This is a genomic window from Pantanalinema sp., from assembly GCA_036704125.1.
GTDB lineage: Bacteria > Cyanobacteriota > Sericytochromatia > S15B-MN24 > UBA4093 > JAGIBK01.
In genome coordinates, this window is sequence record DATNQI010000050.1 from 1 (window position 1) to 20,152 (window position 20,152).

Annotated in this window: 21 protein-coding genes; 19 read left to right on the plus strand and 2 right to left on the minus strand. The window is 68.4% G+C overall.

Annotated features, from left to right (window positions below; translation table 11 throughout):
- The 8 genes from V6D00_07400 to V6D00_07435 all read left to right on the plus strand — a co-directional run.
- Positions 1 to 121 (plus strand): hypothetical protein (locus tag V6D00_07400; GenBank protein ID HEY9898990.1); only part of this gene is annotated, 121 nt, incomplete at its 5' end.
- 163 nt (positions 122 to 284) lie between these two features.
- Complete coding sequence (gene add / locus V6D00_07405; GenBank protein HEY9898991.1) at positions 285 to 1,313, plus strand: adenosine deaminase; 1,029 nt, start codon at positions 285 to 287, stop codon at positions 1,311 to 1,313.
- A gap of 9 nt (positions 1,314 to 1,322) precedes the next feature.
- Positions 1,323 to 1,991 carry an NADH-quinone oxidoreductase subunit K gene (locus V6D00_07410; GenBank protein HEY9898992.1) on the plus strand — a complete coding sequence of 223 codons (669 nt, stop codon included), beginning with the start codon at positions 1,323 to 1,325 and terminating at the stop codon, positions 1,989 to 1,991.
- A gap of 2 nt (positions 1,992 to 1,993) precedes the next feature.
- Positions 1,994 to 2,260 (plus strand): hypothetical protein, encoded by a 267-nt coding sequence (locus V6D00_07415; GenBank protein ID HEY9898993.1) that lies wholly within the window; start codon positions 1,994 to 1,996, stop codon positions 2,258 to 2,260.
- A gap of 16 nt (positions 2,261 to 2,276) precedes the next feature.
- On the plus strand, positions 2,277 to 3,437 hold the full coding sequence (locus V6D00_07420; GenBank protein HEY9898994.1) for a proton-conducting transporter membrane subunit: 1,161 nt from the start codon (positions 2,277 to 2,279) through the stop codon (positions 3,435 to 3,437).
- Positions 3,438 to 3,446: 9 nt separating this feature from the next.
- On the plus strand, positions 3,447 to 4,928 hold the full coding sequence (locus tag V6D00_07425) for a proton-conducting transporter membrane subunit (GenBank protein HEY9898995.1): 1,482 nt from the start codon (positions 3,447 to 3,449) through the stop codon (positions 4,926 to 4,928).
- Positions 4,929 to 4,942: 14 nt separating this feature from the next.
- Positions 4,943 to 5,230, plus strand: a complete 288-nt coding sequence (gene gatC / locus V6D00_07430) for an Asp-tRNA(Asn)/Glu-tRNA(Gln) amidotransferase subunit GatC (GenBank protein ID HEY9898996.1) — start codon at positions 4,943 to 4,945, stop codon at positions 5,228 to 5,230.
- A gap of 3 nt (positions 5,231 to 5,233) precedes the next feature.
- Positions 5,234 to 6,526 carry an NAD(P)/FAD-dependent oxidoreductase gene (locus tag V6D00_07435; GenBank protein HEY9898997.1) on the plus strand — a complete coding sequence of 431 codons (1,293 nt, stop codon included), beginning with the start codon at positions 5,234 to 5,236 and terminating at the stop codon, positions 6,524 to 6,526.
- 13 nt (positions 6,527 to 6,539) lie between these two features.
- Here the strand turns inward: V6D00_07435 and V6D00_07440 are convergent, their stop codons facing one another.
- Positions 6,540 to 7,223: a hypothetical protein gene (locus V6D00_07440; GenBank protein HEY9898998.1), complete on the minus strand. Its 684-nt coding sequence runs from the start codon at positions 7,221 to 7,223 to the stop codon at positions 6,540 to 6,542.
- Positions 7,224 to 7,441: 218 nt separating this feature from the next.
- Between V6D00_07440 and V6D00_07445 the strand changes: the two genes are divergently transcribed.
- The 11 genes from V6D00_07445 (at position 7,442) to V6D00_07495 (ending at position 18,434) form a co-directional block, all read left to right on the plus strand.
- Complete coding sequence (locus tag V6D00_07445) at positions 7,442 to 7,705, plus strand: RNA-binding S4 domain-containing protein (protein ID HEY9898999.1); 264 nt, start codon at positions 7,442 to 7,444, stop codon at positions 7,703 to 7,705.
- Positions 7,706 to 7,755: 50 nt separating this feature from the next.
- Positions 7,756 to 9,048 carry a phosphopyruvate hydratase gene (gene eno, locus V6D00_07450; GenBank protein ID HEY9899000.1) on the plus strand — a complete coding sequence of 431 codons (1,293 nt, stop codon included), beginning with the start codon at positions 7,756 to 7,758 and terminating at the stop codon, positions 9,046 to 9,048.
- Positions 9,049 to 9,143: 95 nt separating this feature from the next.
- Positions 9,144 to 10,895: a pyruvate kinase gene (gene pyk / locus V6D00_07455; protein ID HEY9899001.1), complete on the plus strand. Its 1,752-nt coding sequence runs from the start codon at positions 9,144 to 9,146 to the stop codon at positions 10,893 to 10,895.
- A 90-nt stretch (positions 10,896 to 10,985) separates the two neighbouring features.
- Positions 10,986 to 12,005, plus strand: coding sequence for a class II fructose-bisphosphatase (glpX, locus tag V6D00_07460; protein ID HEY9899002.1), 1,020 nt, complete (start codon positions 10,986 to 10,988; stop codon positions 12,003 to 12,005).
- 59 nt (positions 12,006 to 12,064) lie between these two features.
- Positions 12,065 to 13,228, plus strand: a complete 1,164-nt coding sequence (locus V6D00_07465) for an ABC transporter permease (protein HEY9899003.1) — start codon at positions 12,065 to 12,067, stop codon at positions 13,226 to 13,228.
- Positions 13,229 to 13,336: 108 nt separating this feature from the next.
- A complete protein-coding gene (locus tag V6D00_07470) occupies positions 13,337 to 13,870 on the plus strand; it encodes a hypothetical protein (GenBank protein ID HEY9899004.1) in 534 nt (177 codons plus the stop codon).
- On the plus strand, positions 13,854 to 14,444 hold the full coding sequence (locus tag V6D00_07475; protein HEY9899005.1) for a hypothetical protein: 591 nt from the start codon (positions 13,854 to 13,856) through the stop codon (positions 14,442 to 14,444). The genes V6D00_07470 and V6D00_07475 overlap by 17 nt, the downstream gene beginning before the upstream one ends.
- A 115-nt stretch (positions 14,445 to 14,559) precedes the next feature.
- Positions 14,560 to 15,285, plus strand: a complete 726-nt coding sequence (locus tag V6D00_07480; protein ID HEY9899006.1) for a response regulator — start codon at positions 14,560 to 14,562, stop codon at positions 15,283 to 15,285.
- Between the two features lie 70 nt (positions 15,286 to 15,355).
- The gene (locus tag V6D00_07485) at positions 15,356 to 15,892 is read left to right on the plus strand and encodes a GNAT family N-acetyltransferase (protein ID HEY9899007.1); all 537 of its coding nucleotides are present in this window, start codon (positions 15,356 to 15,358) and stop codon (positions 15,890 to 15,892) included.
- A 159-nt stretch (positions 15,893 to 16,051) separates the two neighbouring features.
- Positions 16,052 to 17,212, plus strand: a complete 1,161-nt coding sequence (gene ercA / locus V6D00_07490) for an alcohol dehydrogenase-like regulatory protein ErcA (protein HEY9899008.1) — start codon at positions 16,052 to 16,054, stop codon at positions 17,210 to 17,212.
- Positions 17,196 to 18,434 (plus strand): PAS domain-containing sensor histidine kinase, encoded by a 1,239-nt coding sequence (locus tag V6D00_07495; GenBank protein ID HEY9899009.1) that lies wholly within the window; start codon positions 17,196 to 17,198, stop codon positions 18,432 to 18,434. Before ercA ends, V6D00_07495 begins: the two co-directional genes overlap by 17 nt.
- Before the next feature lie 22 nt (positions 18,435 to 18,456).
- Here the strand turns inward: V6D00_07495 and V6D00_07500 are convergent, their stop codons facing one another.
- Positions 18,457 to 20,109: a HAMP domain-containing protein gene (locus V6D00_07500; GenBank protein ID HEY9899010.1), complete on the minus strand. Its 1,653-nt coding sequence runs from the start codon at positions 20,107 to 20,109 to the stop codon at positions 18,457 to 18,459.
- Between the last annotated feature and the right edge of the window lie 43 nt (positions 20,110 to 20,152).

The following is a 20,152-nucleotide window of genomic DNA, read 5'->3' on the forward strand; positions in this document are numbered from 1 at the left end:
CAACATCCAGATGGAGATCGAGCTGATCACCCCCATCGCGATCGAGGAAGGCATGCGCTTCGCGATCCGCGAGGGCGGCCGCACCGTCGGCGCTGGCGTCGTCGCCAGCATCATGGCCTAGACGCCGGATTCTCGAAATCCAGCCGCAGAGGGGAGCCGCAAGGCTCCCCTCTCGCTTTGCGCGTTTTTGGGGCGGCGACTTCCTTTTGACGACCAATCACGCTATTATCGTCTGTTAACCGGGCTCCACACAGGCGAGGCTCGGTGAAGGAAAGGAAGAACCCATGTCCGACTACGCCCGGCGCCTCCCCAAGGCCGAACTTCACGTCCACCTCGAGGGCGCCATCCGCCCCGAGACCCTCCTCACGCTCGCCGAGCGCCACCGGATCGCCCTGCCCGCTCACGACCTCGAAGGGGTCCGGGACTTCTACCGCTTCCGCGACTTCCTCCACTTCATCGACGTCTACACCACCATCTGCAGGTGCCTCCGGACGCCCGAAGACTTCTACCTGGTCACCAAGGAGTTCCTCGCCTATCAGGCGAGCCTGAACGTCAAGTACTGCGAGACCTTCTTCGCGCCCGGCCACTTCATCAAGCAGGATGCGGACCTCGGGGCGATTGTGGACGCCATCACCCAGGCACGCAAGGAGGCCGCTCGCGATCTGGGCGTGCGCATGGAGCTCATCGCCGACATCTCGCGCGAGATGGGGGCCGAGTTCGGCGTGCGGATCGCCAAGGAGATGGTCCGCATCAAGGATCGCGGCGTCCTGGGGATCGGGATCGGCGGGGCCGAGGCCGAGTTCCCGGCCGAGTGGTTCGAGGAGGCCTTCCGCCTCGGTCGCGAGGCGGGGATGCCCGTGGTGGCCCACGCCGGCGAGGCCGATGGCCCCAAGAGCGTCTGGAGCGCCCTCAACGTCCTCAAGGCCCAGCGCATCGGTCACGGCGTGCGCTCCATCGAGGATCCCGCCCTCATCGCCCACCTGCGCGACCACCAGATCCCCCTCGAGGTCTGCCCCACGAGCAACACCTGCATCGGTATCTACCCCGACTACGCGGCGCATCCCCTGCGCAAGCTGGTCGAGGCGGGCTGCATGGTGACCCTCAACTCGGACGATCCTCCCATGTTCGAGACCGACCTGGTCCGCGAGTACGACGTGGCCATCACCGAGTTCGGCCTGTCGCGCGACCAGATCGAGCAGATCGTCCTCAACGGCATCCGCGCCTCGTTCCTGAGCGACGCTGAGAAGAAGGTCTACCTGGCGAGCTTCGAGGCGGAGCTGGCCACGCTGCGGGCCGAGCCGCTGAGCGTCTAAGAGCGCCCCTTGCCGAGCGCCGCCATGTTCCTGTTCGCCCTGGCGTCCGTCACCGGGGCGCTCGGCGTCACCTTCGCGCCGGGCACGGTCATCGCCGCCGCTGCGCTCATGGGAATGGTGGCGGCGAACGCCGCGCTGTTCTGGTCGTTCCAGGCCCCGGGCCTCGCGGCCGCACAGCTCTTGGCTTACGGCTCCTCGGTTGCGCTCGTCTTCCACGTGGCCTACTGGCGAAGTCAGGCCCGTGCGAGCGAGAAGGCTCATGACCGGCGGCGCTACTGGGCCGCGCTGGTCATGGTCCTCTGCTTCATCTTGATCCTGCGCGTGCTGGGGGCCTCGGCGTGGGGAAGCGCGCTCTTCGCCATGCCCGTCTCCTTCTCCCTGGCGCACGCCCTGGCTTCGGCGGCGGCCCTGCTCGCGCTCGGTCTCTTCGGGGCGATGACGCAGCGCGACGGGATCCGTATCGGGCTGTCGCTGCAGGTGGCGCTGAACGCCGTCTTGCTAAATCTGGCGGCCTTTGGCCACTACCTTCATCCCCATGCCACGGGGGGCGTCGGCTTCACCATCGCGGCCATGGCCGTCGGCGCGGCACAGGCCCTGGTCGGCATGGGGCTCTTGCGCAGGCTCTTCGTCCGGTGCGACACCATGGACCTCGAGGCGTTCGATGAGGTGAGGGGGTAGCCATGGCCCAGCCCTTGAATCAAAAGTTTACCTTGGCCTTCGAGCGGGTCGATCGCGACTGGCTCGGCGGCGCCTACGCGGCCCTCGCCCTGGCGATCGTCGGCCTCGCAGAGGCGATCAGGCTTTGCGATCGCGGCAAGGTTCAGACCGGCCTGCTGCTCTCGCTTGCCTGCGTCGTGGGCTTCGGGATCTGGTACATCCTGCGGGTCCCCGACTCGATCGTGGCTCTCTTCCGGTCCCTGGGGGCCTTGCTGGGCCACCGGGGCTAGAAAGCGGTTCCGACTCATGCCTTCACTGTTGCCCGTCGTGCTGCTGTTGCCCCTCATCGGGGCCGGGGCGATCGCCATGCTTTCCTCCGTGCGCCGCGATTGGCTCGCCGTGGGGGTGACGGCCCTCGCCCTGCTGCTCGCGCTCGCCGTGGCCCTGCCGTTCGATCCGCGCGGGGGCTGGCAGTCCCATGTTCTGCTCGATTGGTTTCCCTCGATCGGGATCGCCTATCGCCTCGGCCTCGATGGCCTCGGACTTCACTTCGTGGTGCTGACCTTCCTCCTTGGCTTCGCCGCCTCGGTTGCGGCCTGGCGCGCCAAGGTGAACGACCGGCTGACGCTCGTCGCGCTTCTGCTGGTCCAGGCCGGGGCCGGCCTGGCCTTCGCCTCGCGGGATCTCTTCTTGTTTCTCGCCGGCTGGCAGGTGGCCCTCGGCGCCGTGACGATGATCCTGGCGCGTCATGTGGCGGGCGGGACCGCGAGCAAGTTTCGCCTGTTCACGGGGGTCTCGTCCGCCCTGGTTCTCGCTTCGCTGCTCGTGCTGTACTTGCTGAACGGGACGAACGCCGACGTGGTGCTGCTGCATCAGAACCACCCTGCGGCGGTGGCGCCACTGGAGATGCAACGCCTCATCTTCGGAGTGCTGGCCGCCGGGTTCGCGGTGCAGATGCCCCTCGCGCCCTGGCATCCCTGGCTGCTCGACGCGCTCGAGGAGCTGCCCGCGCCGGTGGCCGCTTTGCTCGCGGGCGCCGTCGCTCCGCTCGGCGTCTTCGGCCTGATCCGCTACGGCCTGGCCGTCATGCCGGGACCCGCCCAGGACCTCGCGCCGGCGCTCGTGTTCCTGGGGCTGGTTTCGGTGGTCTACGGCCTCTGGGGGGCGCTGGCCCCGTCGTATCGCCGAAGAGTCGCCTGCGTCGCGGTGGCGAGCGCCGGCGCGACGGTGTCTGCTCTGGGCGCGTTCCAGGTCGTCACCATCCACGCGGCGCTCTTGCTGCTCGCCATCACCGGCATCGGCCTTCCCGCCTGGATCCTCGCGGCCGACGCCTGGCCTCGGCTCGCTTCGGATCGAAGGAAGTGGCTCGTCGCAGGAGCCGTCCTGGTGGTGATCCTCTGGCCGCTTGCGACCGCGGGGATCCTGGCGGGCTTCGCTGCGGGCTTCGCGCCGCTCGTCGGTCTGTAGGGGGTGAAAGTGATCGATCTTCGCTTGCTGTTGCCCGATGCCCTGGTGCTGGTCCTGCTGCTGGGCGCCCTTGTCGCCTGGCGCTTGCCTGCTGCCAGGACCCGGGTGGGCCTGGTCGTGAGCTATGGCCTGGTCGCCGCCGCGGGCGTCCAGCTCGGGACCCTGCTCGTCGAGCCGGGCGGGGCGAGCAGCCTCGGCACCATGGTTTCGCTGGATGCCTTCGCGGGTTTCTCGCGGCTGCTGATCCTGGTCTCGGGTGCCGCGGTCTCGGCCCTCGCGGGGGATCACCTCCGGGCCCACCCCGCGCGCGCTCGCTTCTACACCTGGCTGCTGCTCGCCACTTCGGGGGCCATGCTCCTGCCGGCGGCGGCGGACTGGGCCGTGGTCGCCCTCGCCCTGGAGGCCATGGCCATCGGCGCCTCGCTGCTGATCGGCTGGGATCGCGCTGCCGAGGGCGCCCCCCAAAGCCGGCTGCGCGCCGAGGCCGCCTTCAAGTCCTACCTGCCGAGCGCGGTGGCGACGATCCTGCTGCTGTTCGGCGCCTCGTGGCTCTTCGGCTTGACCGGGACCACCGCCCTGGCCGAGACGGGGAGCAAGCTGTTCGATCTCGGAACCACGACCCATGCCCCGATGCTGCTCGCGGTGGTCCTGGTGCTCGGCGGCGCGAGCTGCAAGGCCCTGCTCGTGCCCTTCCAGGCCTGGGCGATGGACGTGGCCGAGGGGGGCGCCCCGGTGGCCCTGGCCTTCGTCCTCACGGCTCCGGTGGTCGCGGCCTTCGCCTTCCTGGCTCGCCTGCTGCCCGGCGCCCTGATGATGGCGCGCGACTTGTGGGCGCCTGCCCTGCTGCTGATGGGCGTGGCCTCCATGGTGCTGGGGAGCCTGCTTGCGATCGCGCAGTCCCGCCTGACGCGCATGGTGGCCGCGGCCGCGATCGCCCAGGCGGGTTTCCTCGCCCTGGCGCTGGTCGCCTGCGCCCACCCCGACGCCGCAGTGGAGGCCAGGGCGGCCCTGCTCGTCGCGCTCGGCGCCTACGTCGCCTCGACCCTGGGGGCCTGCGCTGCGATCGCCTCGATCGCCGAGGGAACGGGCCAGACCGAACTCGGTGCCTATCGGGGCCTGGCGCGCCGCCACCCCTGGCTCGTGGGGGCGCTCGCCGCCTCGCTGCTGGGTCTCTCGGGCCTGCCGCCCTTCGCCGGCTTCTGGGGCAAGATCCTCGTCTTCAAGGCCGTGATCGGCTACGCGATCGCCTCGCAGGCCTACGGGCTGGTCTGGTGGGTGGTCTTCGCGGCCCTCCAGATGGCCCTCTCGGCGTATTATTACATGCGCGCCCCGCGCCTCTCGCTTGCGAGCTATGATCCGACGCTGCCCCCCTTCGAGGTCTCGAGCGGCGCGATCGCGGTCGCGGCCGCGGCCGTTCTCGCCCTCGTCCTTCCCTTCGTTGCGCCCGACGCCCTCTGGCAACTCGCCACCAAGGCCGTGGCCGGCCTTTGACCCAGGAGGTCCCCATGATCACCCAGGAAACCGTCCATCACGTGGCCAAGCTCGCGCGCCTCGCGCTGGATCCCGCCGAGGAGGCGACGCTGACCGAGCAGCTGGGCGCCATCCTGGGCTACGTCGAGCAGCTCAAGGAGCTGGACACCACCGGCGTCGCCCCCACGGCGCACCCCATTGCGCTGCGCAACGTGACCCGCGACGACGCCCTCAGGCCCAGCCTGACCCAGGCCGAGGTCCTCCAGAACGCCCCAGCCGCCGAGCAAGGCATGTTCCGCGTCCCCAAGATCCTGAGCGAGTAAGCCATGGCCACTTCCGATCCGATCGTCGTGGTGGGAGCCGGCGGCGCCGGCATGATGGCGGCGATCGCCGCCGCGCGCGCCGGCGCCTCGGTCACCTTGCTCGAGAAGACCAAGCGCGTCGGCTACAAGATCGTCATCTCGGGCAAGGGGCGCTGCAACATCACCAACGCCGAGCCCAGCGTCAAGGAGCTGGTCCAGCATTACCCGGGGGGCGGCCGCTTCCTGTGGAGCCTGCTCTCGCGCTTCGACACCCAGGACGCGGTGCGCTTCTTCGAGGACCTGGGGGTCAAGACCAAGCGCGATCGCGGCGGCCGCATCTTCCCCGAGTCGGACAAATCCACCGACGTGGTGGAGGCCCTCCAGCGCGAGATGGTCCGCTTAGGCGTCACCCTGAGGCTCGAGGCCCCCGCCAAGGAGATCAGGGTCGAGGACGGCCGGGTGACGGGGATCGAACTGCAATCGGGCGAGGTCGTCCCGGCGAGCGCTGTGATCGTCACGGTGGGGGGCCAGTCCTTCCCGGGCACCGGCTCGACCGGCGACGGCTACGCCATGGCGCGCGCGGTCGGCCACCAGGTGGTCGATCCCTTCCCCGCGCTCGTGCCCCTCAAGGTCGCGGGCGTCAAGGAGCTCGCGGACCTCGAGCTGCGCAACGTCAAGGCGACGGTCGTCGCGGACGGCAAGCCTACGCTCGATCGCCAGGGCGAGATGCGCTTTGCTCACTTCGGCCTGACCGGGCCCATCATCCTGTACCTGAGCCGCCACGCGGTGCAGGCCCAGAAGCAGGGCAAGAAGGTCGAGATCCACCTCAACCTGAAGCCGGCGCTGAGCCGCGAGCAGCTCGACGCGGGCCTGCGCCGCGACTGGGAGGCGGCCCCGAGGGCGACGGTTGGCGAGGCCATGAAGGAGCGCCTGCCCGAGCGCCTCATTCCCTTCTTCCTCGCCGCGGCGGGGGTGGATGCGGCCAGGCGCGTCTCGGAAGTGACGCGCCAGGAGCGCAACCGGATCCTCGACACCTTCCAGCGCTGGGCCTTCCCCGTGATCTGCCCGCTGTCCAAGGAGGTGGCCGAGGTCACCGCCGGCGGGGTCGAGCTCAAGCAGGTCGACGGCAAGACCATGGAGTCCAAGCTGGTGAAGGGCCTGTACTGGGCCGGCGAGGTCCTGGACGTTGACGGCTACATCGGGGGCTACAACCTCCAGGCCGCCTGGTCCACGGGGTGGGCGGCGGGCCTCGGGGCCGCACGGCAGGTCCTTTCCCCCGAGGACCCCGAGCGGGTGCTGATCAGCGTCACCCGCTAGTCCACGCACGCGCCTACTCTTCCTCGTGCTTCGGCCGGCGGCTACCCATGGCCGAGGGCAGGCCCGGCTGCTCGGCCTGCCAGAGGACCTCGTTATCGGCGTCGGGCCCCGGGATCTCGGGAGTCGTCTCGTGCCCAGCGTCGACGATGTCCCAGGGCATGCTGGCCGCGAAGATTCCCGTCTTGATCGGCATCTCGGCGCCGACGGTCTCACGCTCATGAGGCAGGTGGACCTCCTGCACGGCATGCGCCCTGGCCTTGCGGCCGAAGGGGGGATGCCGCATGCGATCGCTGCGCGAGCTCAACCCGGGGAAGGGCACGTCGAGCGGCGAGGGCTCCCAGGCCCCCACCGGCTCCTGGTGCCTGAAGAGTGCCTCGTAGCGGCGCTCGACGTCCGCGCCGAGCGTAGGCGGCACGTAGGAGGGCCGCGCATGCAGCTCCTCGCGCGACAGCTTGAAGACCCTGGCGACGCCGAGGTCCTCGTCCAGGTCCAGCGCCGCGACCTCGACCAGGACGTGGCGGCCGTCGCCGAGCCGGATGCCGGCCAGGCAGATCGCGTTCGTGTCGGTGTCCACCACCACGTCCACCACGATGCCGCACGGCCGATCCTCGCGGTCGTGGACCGCCCACCCCACGAGGTCCGGCGACCCCGGGGCCAACACGTAATCCGGAAGCTCGCGCATCGCCTTCAGCGCCATTGCCCGCCTCGCTTTCACGCGCGTGGCCCAAGGGCGTCGCTGGCGCCGATGGGTCGCCCTGCTTCAGTGTGGCAACACTCTAAGGGCGGCATCTCCGAGCGTCAACGGCCGGACGATCCCCGCGCCGGCTTTCATGAGCCCTGCTTGCATCTTTGGGGCCTTCCCGGCAAAATGGGAGTCTTATCGGTGTAATAGGTCAGAGCGAAGACGAGGTTAAGATGCGGCTCGACAAGTGGCTCAAGCTCTCGCGGGTCATCAAGCGGCGCACCGTGGCCAACGAGGTCTGCGACCAGGGCCGGGTGGCCATCAACGGCCGTCCAGCCAAGGCGGCGGCCGAGGTGAAGCCCGGCGATCGCCTCTCGATCCAGTTCGGGGGCAAGACCCTCAAGCTCGAGATCCTCCTGGTCCCGAGCACCCCCGTCGCCGCCAAGAGCGCCTCGGACCTCTACCGCATCGAGGGCGACGTCGCCGCGATCGACTGATCCGCCCCTTCCGCCACCGCACCCGCACGAAAGAGGACACGACACACACCATGACCAGCACCTTGATCGAAGACATCTACGCGCGCGAGATCCTGGATTCGCGGGGCAACCCCACCGTCGAAGTCGACGTGGTGCTGACCGGTGGGGCCTCGGGCCGCGCGGCCGTGCCCTCCGGCGCCTCGACCGGCGCCCACGAGGCCGTCGAGCTCAGAGACGACAACGAGCCCACCCGTTACGACGGCAAGGGCGTGCTGCGCGCGGTGGACAACGTCAACGAGGTGATCGCCAACGAGCTCGCCGGCATGGACGCCATGGACCAGATCGAGATCGACGAGGCCATGATCCAGCTCGACGGCACCCGCAACAAGGCCAAGCTCGGCGCCAACGCCATCCTCGGCGTCAGCATGGCCATCGCCAAGGCCGCCGCCAACGCGACCGGCATGCCCCTCTACCGCTACATGGGCGGGATGGGCTCGCGCACCCTGCCCGTGCCGATGATGAACATCCTCAACGGCGGAGCCCACGCCGACAACCCCATCGACATCCAGGAGTTCATGATCATGCCGGTGGGCGCCGCCTCGTTCGCCGAGGCCCTGCGCTGCGGCACCGAGATCTTCCACCAGCTTAAGAAGGTCCTGCGCCGCCGCGGCCTCAACACCGCAGTCGGCGACGAGGGCGGCTTCGCGCCGGCGATCAAGACCGCCGAGGAGGCGCTCGACCTCATCGTCGAGGCCATCGGCCAGGCGGGCTACTCGGCCGGCGGCGACGTGCTGCTGGCCCTCGACGTGGCCTCGACCGAGTTCTTCAAGGACGGCGTCTACCGCTTCGAGGGCGAGGGCGTCAACCGCAGCCGCGAGCAGATGGTCGACTACCTGGCGAGCCTGTGCGATCGCTACCCGATCATCTCGATCGAGGACGGCATGGCCGAGGACGACTGGGAGGGCTGGCGCCTTCTCACCGAGCGCGTGGGCGAGCGCGTCCAGCTGGTCGGCGACGACCTGTTCGTCACCAACCCCGATCGCCTGGCGCGCGGCATCGCCGAGGGCATCGCCAACGCCATCCTCGTCAAGGTCAACCAGATCGGCACCCTGACCGAGACCCTCACCACCATCGAGATGGCCAAGCGCGCCGGCTACGGCGTCGTCATCAGCCACCGCTCGGGCGAGACCGAGGACACCACCCTCGCCGACCTCGCGGTCGCGACCAACGCCGGCCAGATCAAGACCGGCTCGGCCTCGCGCTCGGACCGCATCGCCAAGTACAACCAGCTCCTGCGCATCGAGGAAGAGCTCGGTGAAGGGGCCGTCTATCCCGGCCGCGAAGCCTTCTACAACCTGGGCTAGGCGGACGCAAGACCCGCGCGCGGCACCCCGTGCCGCGCGCGCAAACCACGAACGGCTCGCCGCATCGCGCGCGCGACCTTCGCGATAGGAAGCAAATGGAAGCACGAAAGAGTACCAAGATCGTCGCCACCCTCGGCCCCGCCTCGAGCAACGACGAGGTGGTCCGCCGCCTGATCGAGGCCGGGGTGGACGTGTTCCGCCTCAACTTCTCGCACGGCACCCACGAGACCCACCTGGCGAACATCGAGCGGGTCCGCCGCATCGCCAAGGAGATGGGGCGCCACATCGCCCTGTTGCAGGACATCCAGGGCCCCAAGATCCGCGTCGGCGAGATCAAGGGCGGCCAGGTGACCCTCATCCCCGGCCAGACCTTCATCCTGACCACCCAGCCGCTCGAGGGCAACGAGCAGATGGCCTCGGTCTCGTACGAGCGCCTCACCGAGGACATCGAGCCGGGCAAGCGCATCCTCTTGGATGACGGCCTGCTCGAGCTGCAGGTGGTCGAGGTCAAGCCCGAGATGCTCGTCACCCGCGTGATGGTGGGCGGGCCCCTCAAGCCGCGCAAGGGCGTCAACTTCCCCGGCAGCCCCCTCAAGATCTCGGTGCTCACCGACAAGGATCGCCGGGATCTGGCCTTCGGCGCCCAGCACGGCGTTGACCTGGTCGCGGCCTCCTTCGTCCAGCAGGCCTCCGACGTGCTCGAGGTCAAGGACTGCCTGGCCAAGAACGGGGTCCGGACCCCGGTCATCGCCAAGATCGAGCGCCGCGAGGCCGTCCAGGCCCTCGCCGAGATCGTCGCGGTCGCCGACGGGGTCATGGTCGCGCGCGGGGACCTGGGCGTCGAGATCCCCGTCGAGGACGTGCCCCTTGTCCAGAAGCAGATCATCCGGATGTGCAACCTGGAGGGCAAGCCCGTCATCACGGCCACCCAGATGCTCGACTCGATGATCCACAACCCGCGCCCCACCCGCGCCGAGGCCTCGGACGTCGCCAACGCGATCCTCGACGGCACCGACGCGGTCATGCTCTCCAACGAGACGGCGGCGGGCTCGTACCCCCTCGAGGCGGTCGAGACCATGGCGCGCATCGCCCTTCAGGTCGAGCGCAACGTGCGCCCCACCGAGCGTCCCGAGCTGGAAGAGGACTACGCGCGCCCGGTGCAGGATGCGATCGCGCACGCCGCGACCCGCATGGTGCCCGAGCTCAACGCCTCGGCCATCATCACGGCGACCTACTCGGGCTCGAGCGCTCGCCACGTCTCCAAGTACCGCCCGAACTGCCCGATCATCGCGGCCTCCTGCAACGAGGAAGTCTGCCGTCAGATGGCCCTGGTGTGGGGCGTGGTGCCCATGCACATCGCCGAGAACGACAACATCGAGTCGCTCTTCACCGAGGCGGTCGACTGCGCCAAGGGGATGGCCATCCTCGCGCCGGGGGACCTCGCGATCATGGTCGCGGGCGTGCCCATGGGCGAGGCCGGCACCACCAACTCGATCAAGGTCGAGGTCATCACCAGCATCATCACCCGCGGCATGGGGCTCGGCCAGCGCCCGATCAGCGGCATCGCCCGGGTGGCCAGCACCCCCCGCGAGGCCATGAGCAAGCTGGAGCCCGGCGACATCCTGGTCACCCACCAGACCGACGCCGAGTGGACGCCTGCAATGGAGCGCGCTAACGGCACGGTGGTGCACGCCGGCGGGCTGACCAGCCATGCGGCCATCGTCTCGCTGGAGCTCGGCAAGCCGGTCATCCTTGGGACCGAGGACCTGGGCAAGATCCACGACGGGATGGTCATCACCCTCGACCCGGTCCGGGGCCTGGTGCTCTCGGGGCAGGTCAAGATCTAGGGCGCCCCATGCTCGTTATGTTAGACTAGAATTGCCACCCATCGCCCTCCATGCGGGGGCGGTGGACCTGTTTTTTCAGAGGAGATTGCAATGACGCTATCGGCTAACCCCGTCACCGCGCTCGGTGCGGACAACCTCGAGACCCGCATCGCCAACGACATCGTCCAGGTCGTCGAGGCCGCGGCCTTGGCCTCCGGCCGCCTGATGGGCCAGGGGGACAACCACGCCGCCGATCAGGCCGCCACCGAGGCCATGCGCGAGACCCTCAACCGCATGGACCTTTGCGGCACCATCGTCATCGGCGAGGGCGAGCGCGACGAGGCCCCCATGCTCTACATCGGCGAGAAGGTCGGCTCCTGGCGCGAAGGTGCCTGCGAGATCGACATCGCGGTCGATCCGCTCGAGGGCACCAACCTGGTCGCCAAGGGCCTCCCCAACTCCATCGCGGTCATGGCGGTCTCCGAGAAGAACGGCCTGTTCTACGCCCCCGACACCTACATGGAGAAGCTGATCGTGGGTCCTGCCGCCGCCGGCAAGGTCGACATCACCGCCCCGGTCAAGACCAACCTCGCCATCCTCGCCATGGCCCTCAAGCGCGAGATCAGCGACCTGACCATCGTCATCCTGGAGCGCGATCGCCACCAGGGCCTGATCGACGAGGTCCGCGCCGCGGGCGCCCGCATCCGCCTGATCAGCGACGGCGACGTCTGCGCGGCGATCTCGGCGGCGGTCCGCGGCACCGCGGTCCACGCGGTCATGGGCATCGGCGGCGCGCCCGAGGGCGTGCTCGCGGCGGCGGCCATGAAGTGCCTGGGCGGCGAGATCCAGGCCCGGATCAAGCCCCGCAACGAGCAGGAGGCCGAGCGCTGCCGCGCCATGGGCATCGATCTGGACAAGGTGTACTTCACCGACGACCTGGCCCCCGGCAAGCAGATCATCTTCGCCGCCACCGGCATTACCGAGGGCGACATCCTGCACGGCGTGCGCTACTACGGCGCCGGCCACCGCACCTACTCGCTGGTCATGGGCGCCTCGACCGGCACGATCCGCTTCATCGACTCGGTCCACCAGACCGACAAGAACACCGCGGTCGCCCTCGAGCGCTTCTAACCCCACCCGACGCGAGGGGCCGTCCATTGGACGGCCCCTCGCGTGCTATCATGGGCGTCATGAGGTTCCTTTTCTTCATCGCAGCCCGCCACCTCCAGGCCCGCTGGCGCCAGACGGTCATGCTCGTGTTGAGCGTGGCGGTGGGCGTCGCCATCCTCACCACCGCCCTGTCCCTGACCAACGGGTTCGAGGCCGACCTGGTGGATCGCATCCTCGGCACCACGCCCCACGTGGCGGTCACCGATGCGCTCACGGGCATGGTCAAGGACTACCCGCGCCTCCAGGCGAAGATCCGCCCGGTGCCCCACGTCAAGAGCGTCCTCCCCTTCGTCAACGGCCAGGCGCTCTTGACCCGATCCGGCTTCTCGTCGGGGGTGCTGGTCCGGGGCATCGACCCCGCCCAGGAGAAGGACAACCCCGACTGGACCAAGTACGTCCTCGAGGGGGACCTGGCGCCGCGAGGGGATCTGCCCGGCATCATGCTGGGCAGCGAGCTCGCCAAGAAGCTGGGCGCACGCCCCGGCGATCGCATGCTGCTGGTCAGCGGCCTGGCCTCCAAGCAGGCGGTTGTCGTGACGGGGCTTTACCAGGCGGGCCTCTACGAGTACGACGCCCACGTGGCCTACCTGGATCTTGCGGTCGCGCAGCGGGTCTTCGGCCTGGGCGACAGCGTGACCGGGCTCTCGATCCGCCTCGACGACGTCTTCTCTGCCCCGGGGGTGGCCTCCGAGCTTCAGCGTCTGGTCCCCTACAGCGTCAGGTCCTGGACGGTCAACAACAGCAGCCTCCTGGGGGCCCTCGCCCTCGAGAAGCGGGTGATCTTCCTGGTCACCATGTTCATCATCATCGTCGCCACCATGGGCATCGCCAACACGCTGGCCATGTGGGTGCTCGAGCAGAGCCGCGAGATCGCGATCCTCAGGGCCATCGGCTCGCCCGGCGCCACCATGGGCCGCATGGTCGTCCTCGAGGGGGGGATCGTGGGGATCCTGGGCGTGGGGCTCGGGCTCTTGGCGGGCGTCGGCCTGTCGCTTGCGCTCGGCACCTTCCCTGTGGCGCTGCCCTCGGACGTCTACTACATCGATCGCTTGCCCGTGCGCATGGACCCGATGGATTTCGCCCTCACGGCCGCCGCCGCCATCGCGGTGGCTCTGCTTGCGTGCCTCTTGCCCGCGCGCCGCGCCATCAAGCTCGATCCGATCGAGGTGATCCGGCGTGCTTGAGGCCGTTCCCGGGGATTTCTCGGGCAAGCTAGACATCGTGAGCAAATCTTCGTATCATTTGGGTGGTAAGGTTTAGGAAACTTGATATTTTTCGCCCGCCGCATCCCTGTGTCCCGCCGGAGCGCCTCGCTCGGAGCGATCGCAGCGTTCTTGATCCTCGCCAGCGGCTGCGCCTCTCTGTTCGGTCGCGCGCCGGCCCCCGGGGCCGATGCGGCCCGGCAGCAGGTCGCCCGGCTCGCGATCGTCGAGTTCGTCGATCTCACCGGCCAGGACGTGGCGGGTTCGTTCACCCGGACCTTCTGCCAGGAGGCGATCCAGAGCCTCAGCGGGGTGCTCGCGGCCTCGCCGATCGCTCGGCCGGGGCCGAGGCTCGCCGCCAGCTGGCTCAAGGGCCAGGGGGCGACGCTCGGTGTTCCGGCCTTTCTCACCGGGACGATCAGCGGGTATCGGGTCCAGGCGAGCCAGGGGCGCGTCTGGGTCTCGATGACCGTCAAGGTCGTCGCGGCGGACACTGGCAAGATCCTCTGGACCAAGCGACTGGTGAGCACCGAGCCGCTCGATCCGCATCATCCACCGGCGGTCGCCTTCGAGCGGGCCGCCCGATCTGCAGCAAGGGAGTTTGCACATGACTACGCGCCCTAATCTTCTCGGTGCCGTCCTCGCCGCATCGGCGGTCGTCGCCACCGCGCTCTGCGCGCCGGCTCAGGCCATTCCTCTCATCGGCATCGGGGCCTCGGCCGGGGGCCACGTGGGCTACATGAGCAGTTCGGCCGTTTCCGGGCCCACCTTCGAGCTGGACGGCAACGTGGAGGCCTTCGGCTTCGACGTCGCGGGCAACCTCCTGACCCGCATGGGGGGCAGCGAGATGTTCGGCGAGGTGGGCCTTCGCAAGGAGCTCTCGTTCCTTCCGATGATCTCGCTCAAGCCCGGCGTCTTCTACCAGGGCCAGAGCCTCTTCTCGCCCACCTACGACCACGGCGTGGCGGCCCGCGTCGATCTCGGCCTCTCGCCGATCCTCTCGCCGCTGACCTTCGAGGGCAGCGCCGGCGTCGGATTCCCGCTTGCTTACCAGCACGCGCTTGCGACCTACATGCTGGGCGCCAACCTCTCGCTGTTCCCGATGACCAGCATCGGCGTGCGCTACCGGGGGTATCGCGATCTCGCCGTAACGACCGATATCAGCGTCATGGAGCTAGGTTTACGGGTCACCATTTAGGTGCTATGCTGGTTCTTAATGAAGATAAGCAACGCTTCATTGATGCCTCGCGCCTTCCTTCTTGCAATCCTGTGATAACGCCCGTCGACTAGCGCGTTAGGAGTGACGATTCGAAATGGATAAGGAAAAGATTCTCGTTGTCGATGATGAGGCGAGCATCCGCCAGATCGTGGAGACCCGGCTCAAGTTGGCCGGCTACGAGGTGATCACCGCGGCCGACGGGGTCGAGGCCCTCGAGAAGGCGGCGGCTCACAACCCGGACCTGATCGTCCTGGACATCATGATGCCCAAGATCGACGGCTTCGAGGTTTGCCGCGAGCTCCGCAAGAACATGATGACGCCGATCATCATGCTCACCGCCAAGGGCGACATCACCGATCGCATCGCCGCCCTCGAGCTCGGCGCCGACGACTACGTGGTCAAGCCCTTCTCCCCGCGCGAGCTGGAGGCCCGCATCAAGGCGGTCCTGCGCCGCACCCACACCGACGTCGCCAAGCAGGCCACCATCAAGGTGGACAAGCTGCTGATCGATACCGGCAAGCGCCAGGTCCTCAAGGACGGCAAGAAGGTCAAGCTGACCGAGATGGAGTTCAACCTCCTCGAGCTCTTGGCCACCAACCCGGGCCGCGCCTACTCCCGCTCGGAGATCCTGCACCAGGTCTGGGGCTACCGCCTGAGCCAGTACTCGGACACCCGCGTGGTCGACGTCCACATCTCGCGCCTGCGCTCCAAGCTTGAGGACGACCCCAGCTCGCCGGAGCTCATCCTCACGGCGCGCGGCACGGGCTACATGTTCGCCCACTACACCCCGCAGCCGGTCGAGGCCACGACCAGCGCTTAAGCGCGTAACCAACCTGTCGCGGCGGGTGGACATCGTCCACCCGCCGCGTTTCGATTTGGAGGATGGGTGCATGCCGCGCAAGCCCGTGATCGAGACGCCGCGCCTCCACCTGCGCGAGATGACCCTCGAGGACGCCGAGGCCCTCTTCGGGGTCTTCGGGGATCCGGTGGCCATGCGTTATTTTCCTGCCCCCTACACCCTCGAGCAGCTCGAGGGTCTGATCGCCCGAAACCAGGAGCGCTACCGGACCCTGGGCTTCGGGCTCTGGACGGTCCTGGATCGGGATTCTCGCGCGATCGTGGGCGACTGCGGCCTGACGATCCAGACGATCGAGGACCATGAGGAGCTCGAGATCGGCTACCACTTCCTGCCTTCGCACCAGGGCCGCGGCTACGCGACGGAGGCGGCCGCGGCCTGCCTCGGCTGGGGGTTCGAGCGCACCGGCTACGATCGGATCGTCTCGATGATGGTCGTGGATCACGCCGCCTCGCGCCGGGTCGCCGAGAAGGTTCACGCGCGCTACCTGGGCGAGTTCGAGCGCGTGGGCCTGCCCCATTGCTATTACGGCACGACCCGCGCCGAGCACCGCGGGGCGGCGCCCTGCTGAGACGCCAAGCCGGACCCTGCCCCCTCGAACCATCCTGCTTCGAGGGGGCAGGATCCGGGCAGGGCTTCGTCATCAAGCGCCTGGCGGAGCCTTGAGTCCCCCCCTGCGGTACGCTATGATTCGACCGCTGCGACCTTTGCAGCGAGGCGAGGTGAACCGATGGACGCGCCCCTCACGCAGGAGCTCCGTAAGTTCGTCGCCCCGGAGTTCGTGGTTGGGCCTGGGGCGCGCAGCCTTGTGGGCCGCTATGCCCGCAACTTCGCCGCGACCAAGGTCCTCGTGGTGACCGATCCTGGCGTTATCGCGGCGGGCTGGGCCGGTGAGGTCATCCGCAGCCTGGAGAAAGAAGGCCTCGCCTACGCCGTCTATCACGAGGTTAGCCCCAACCCCCGCGACCATGAGGTGATGGCGGGCTCAAACGTCTACCACACCGAGGGGTGCGACGTCCTGCTGGCGGTGGGGGGCGGCAGCCCGATGGATTGCGCCAAGGGGATCGGAATCGTCTCGCTCAATGGCGGCCATATCCTCGACTACGAAGGGGTCGACAAGGTCGAGGTCGCGATCCCGCCCATGATCTGCGTGCCGACCACGGGGGGCACCTCGGCGGATGTCTCCCAGTTCGCCATCATCTCGGACACGCGCCGGCGCACCAAGATCGCGATCCTCAGCAAGATGCTGGTGCCCGACGTCTCCTTGATCGATCCTGAGACGCTCGTGACCATGTCCCCCGAGCTGACCGCCGCCACGGCCTTCGATGCGCTGACCCATGGGATCGAGGCCTACGTCTCGAATGCCAGCTCCGCGCTCACGGATCTGCTCTCCCTCGAGGCGATCCGCCTCATCACGCACCACATGCTGCCTGCCTGGGAGCACCCGGACGACCTCGCGCTTAGGCTGCAGGTCATGCGCGGCAGCCTCTTCGCGGGCCTGGCCTTTTCGAATGCCAGCCTCGGCATCATCCACGCCATGGCCCACAGCCTCGGTGGCCTGCTGGACTCCCCCCATGGCCTCTGCAATGCGACCCTGCTCGAGGCCGGCATCGCCTTCAACTACGAGGCGGTCCCCGGGCGCTTCAAGGAGATCGCCCGCGCCATGGTGGGCGGCCAAGCCGACGTGCCGGACGCCCTGGGGGCCATCCTCGGCGTGATCGAGGCCCTGCGCATCGGCACGGGCGTGAAGCGAACGCTCGGCGAGATGGGAGTCTCGAGGGCGGACATTCCGAGCCTGACCAGGCTCACGCTGGCGGATGCGTGCCTCTTCACCAACCCCCGTTGGCCCACCTTCGCCGAGGTCGAGGAACTCTATGAGCGTCTACTCTGACGGGGGTGAGGACCCGCGCGCTCTGCGCGACAAGATCATGGGCCTGGGGGAGGCCTCCACCCGGAAGAACTACTATCCGCTCCTCCAGCAGCGGCTCGCCGAGCTCAACGAGAGCCAGCGCTTCCTCTCGAGCCTCATGAAAAACCTTTCGGGGATGGTCTACCGGTGCGATCACGATCCCGACTGGACCATGCGCTTCTTGAACGGCGCCTGTTGCGATCTGACCTGCTTCACCTGCGCTCAGCTCCTGGGAAGCGCCCAGGTTTCGTTCGGAAGCCTCATCCACCCCGACGACCGCGATGGCGTCTACGGACAGGTCGAGCAGGCAGTCCAGGCCAACCAAGCGTACGAGGTCACCTACCGGATCCGCGATGCGCGAGGCGAGGAGCGCTGGGTGCTCGACAAGGGGCGAGGGGTCTACGGCGACGGCCAGACCCTCCTCTTCCGCGAGGGCTTCATCACCGAGATCACCGAGCTGAAGCATGCCCAGGAGGCCCTCTTCCGGCGCACCATCGAGCTGGAGCAGGCCAAGGAGTTCGAACGGCTCAAGACCCGCTTCGTCAACGCGATCACCCACGACCTCCGGACGCCACTGACGACCATCAGGGGGTTCGCCGAGTTCCTGGAGGACGAGGTCGCGGGCCCCCTCGCACCGAGGCAGCGAGAGTTCGTCCAGGAGATTGAGCGCAGCGCCGGTCGCCTGGAGCACCTCGTCAACGACCTGCTCGATTTCGCGCGGCTCGAGGCGGGGACCTTCCACCTGCAAGCGGTGCCCTCCGACCTGCGGTCCAAGATCGACGCGATCGTGGTCAGCCTGTCCCCTCAAGCCGAGGAGGCCGACCTGCGCATCGTGGTGGACGCGCCGGCGACCCTGACGTTGACCATGGATCCCGCGCGTATCGAGCGGGTGCTCATGAATTTTCTCATTAACGCGATCCACTTCACGCCGGCCGGGGGAACGGTCCTGGTGCGGGCATGCGCGCAGGGTGACCACGTCCTGTGCGAGGTCGAGGACAGCGGGATCGGGATCGCCCCCGAGGATGTTCCTAGGCTGTTTCAGCCCTTCGCCCAGCTGGAGGCGGGGGCAAGGCGCCAGACCGGGACCGGTCTGGGGCTCAGCATCAGCAAGGCCCTGGTCGAAGCCCACGGCGGCACCGTCGGGGTACGAAGCCAGCTCGGGCGAGGCAGCGTCTTCTGGTTCACCCTTCCCGTCGAGACCTGAACCAGGAAGACTTCGCCTGCGGCTAGACGGTCGCGCCGTCCAGCGGGGCGGTGCGGTCGTTGCGCCGATCGCGCGCGACGTTCGAGCCCTCGATGCTCTTGGCGTACTTCTTGACCTCGGCCGCAAGGCTCGAGAGCTCGAGGAAGTCCTTGATGTCGCGGGCCTCGTTGGTGACCAGGGCGATGGAGAGCGAGCAGAGGGGGAACTGCTGCTTCTGGCCTCGACGATCCACCGAGAGGATGAAGCCGCGCTCGCGGTCCTCGATCGGGTACAGCTCAGGGATCTCGGCGTCGAAGATCCGGATGATCTCGCGGGCCAGGCGCTCGGCCACGTGCGGCTGCGAGACGACGATGAAGTCGTCGCCGCCGATGTGGCCGATGAAGTCGCCGGGGTGGTCGACCACCTGCACCGCCTGCTGCAGCACCGAGGCGCACAGCCGGATGACCTGGTCGCCTTGCTCGAAGCCGAACTTGTCGTTGTAGGCCTTGAAGTTGTCCAGGTCGGTGTAGAGGATCGCGAGCTGCTCGCCCGAGGCGAGGCGCCGCTGGACCTCCGTCTGGATGGTGACGTTGCCGGGCAGCTTGGTGAGCGGGTTCGCGTTCTGGTCGTTCTGCTGCATGACGGCCAGGGCTTCGCCCATCTTGTTGAAGGCCTGGGCGAGCTGCTCCAGCTCGTCGCCGGTGGCGATCTCGACGCGCTTGGTGAGATCCCCGTGGGAGATCGCCGTGGCCTGGGCCACCAGCTCGCGGATGGGGTTGGTGATGGTGCGCGAGAGGCCGGTGGCGACCAGCGACGCGAGGATGGCGCCGGCCAGCGCCAGGCAGAAGATGGAGAACTGGGTCTGACGCGACGCCGCCTGCATGGGGGCCTGGGGCTCCCCGATGAAGAGGAGGCCGACGAACTCGCCGTAGTCGCCGAACAAAGGGGCGAAGGCCCCCATGTACTCGTCCTTGCCGAACCGGACGATCTGCTTGGAGACCTTGCCGGTCTCGCGGACCTGGTGGACGACCTTGAGCGGCAGCTCGCCCTTCAGCCGGGCGCTGCCGTCGGTGCGGATGGTCTGGGCGAGCCAGTGGCTGATGCGGGAGTTGCCCCCCGCGATGCCGACCTCGAGGCCCGTGATCCCCTGGATCTGGTCGACGAAGGCGCGATCGAGCCAGGAGCCCACCATGACGGCCCCGACGACGCGATCGCCCACCTTCATGGGGGCGATGCCGCGGATGGCGAGGCCCTGCTCGCCCATGGGCTCGACGCCCTTGACCGGCTCGTTGGCCAGGGCGAGCTGGACGCCCGCGCTGACCAGCTCCGAGACCTCCTTGGGGACGCCTCGCTCCTTGATGGCGCGGCCGTTCGCGTCGAAGACGCGCACGATGCGGTTCTTGGGCAAGAGATCGACCAGGTCGTCCATCGCCGTGCTGGCGCTGCCGCCTCCGGCGGTCACGAAGCGCAGGGCCTTGGGGTTGCTCGCGACCATCTGGGCCGAGGCGAGCGCGTCCTGCGCGAAGTAGTCGAAGGTGTGAAGGGTGACGGCCACGTCGTTGTCGAGGCGCTTGCTGGCCTCGGACTTGAGGCCCTTGGCGGTCATGACCGAGGCGACCAGCGCGACGAGCACCAGCAGCGACAGGCAGACCAGGGTGAAGACCCCGGCCAGCTTGACGGCGATGTTGACACGCATGGTTGATCGCATGGCGGACCTCCCGTGGCGGCGAGCGCTGCTT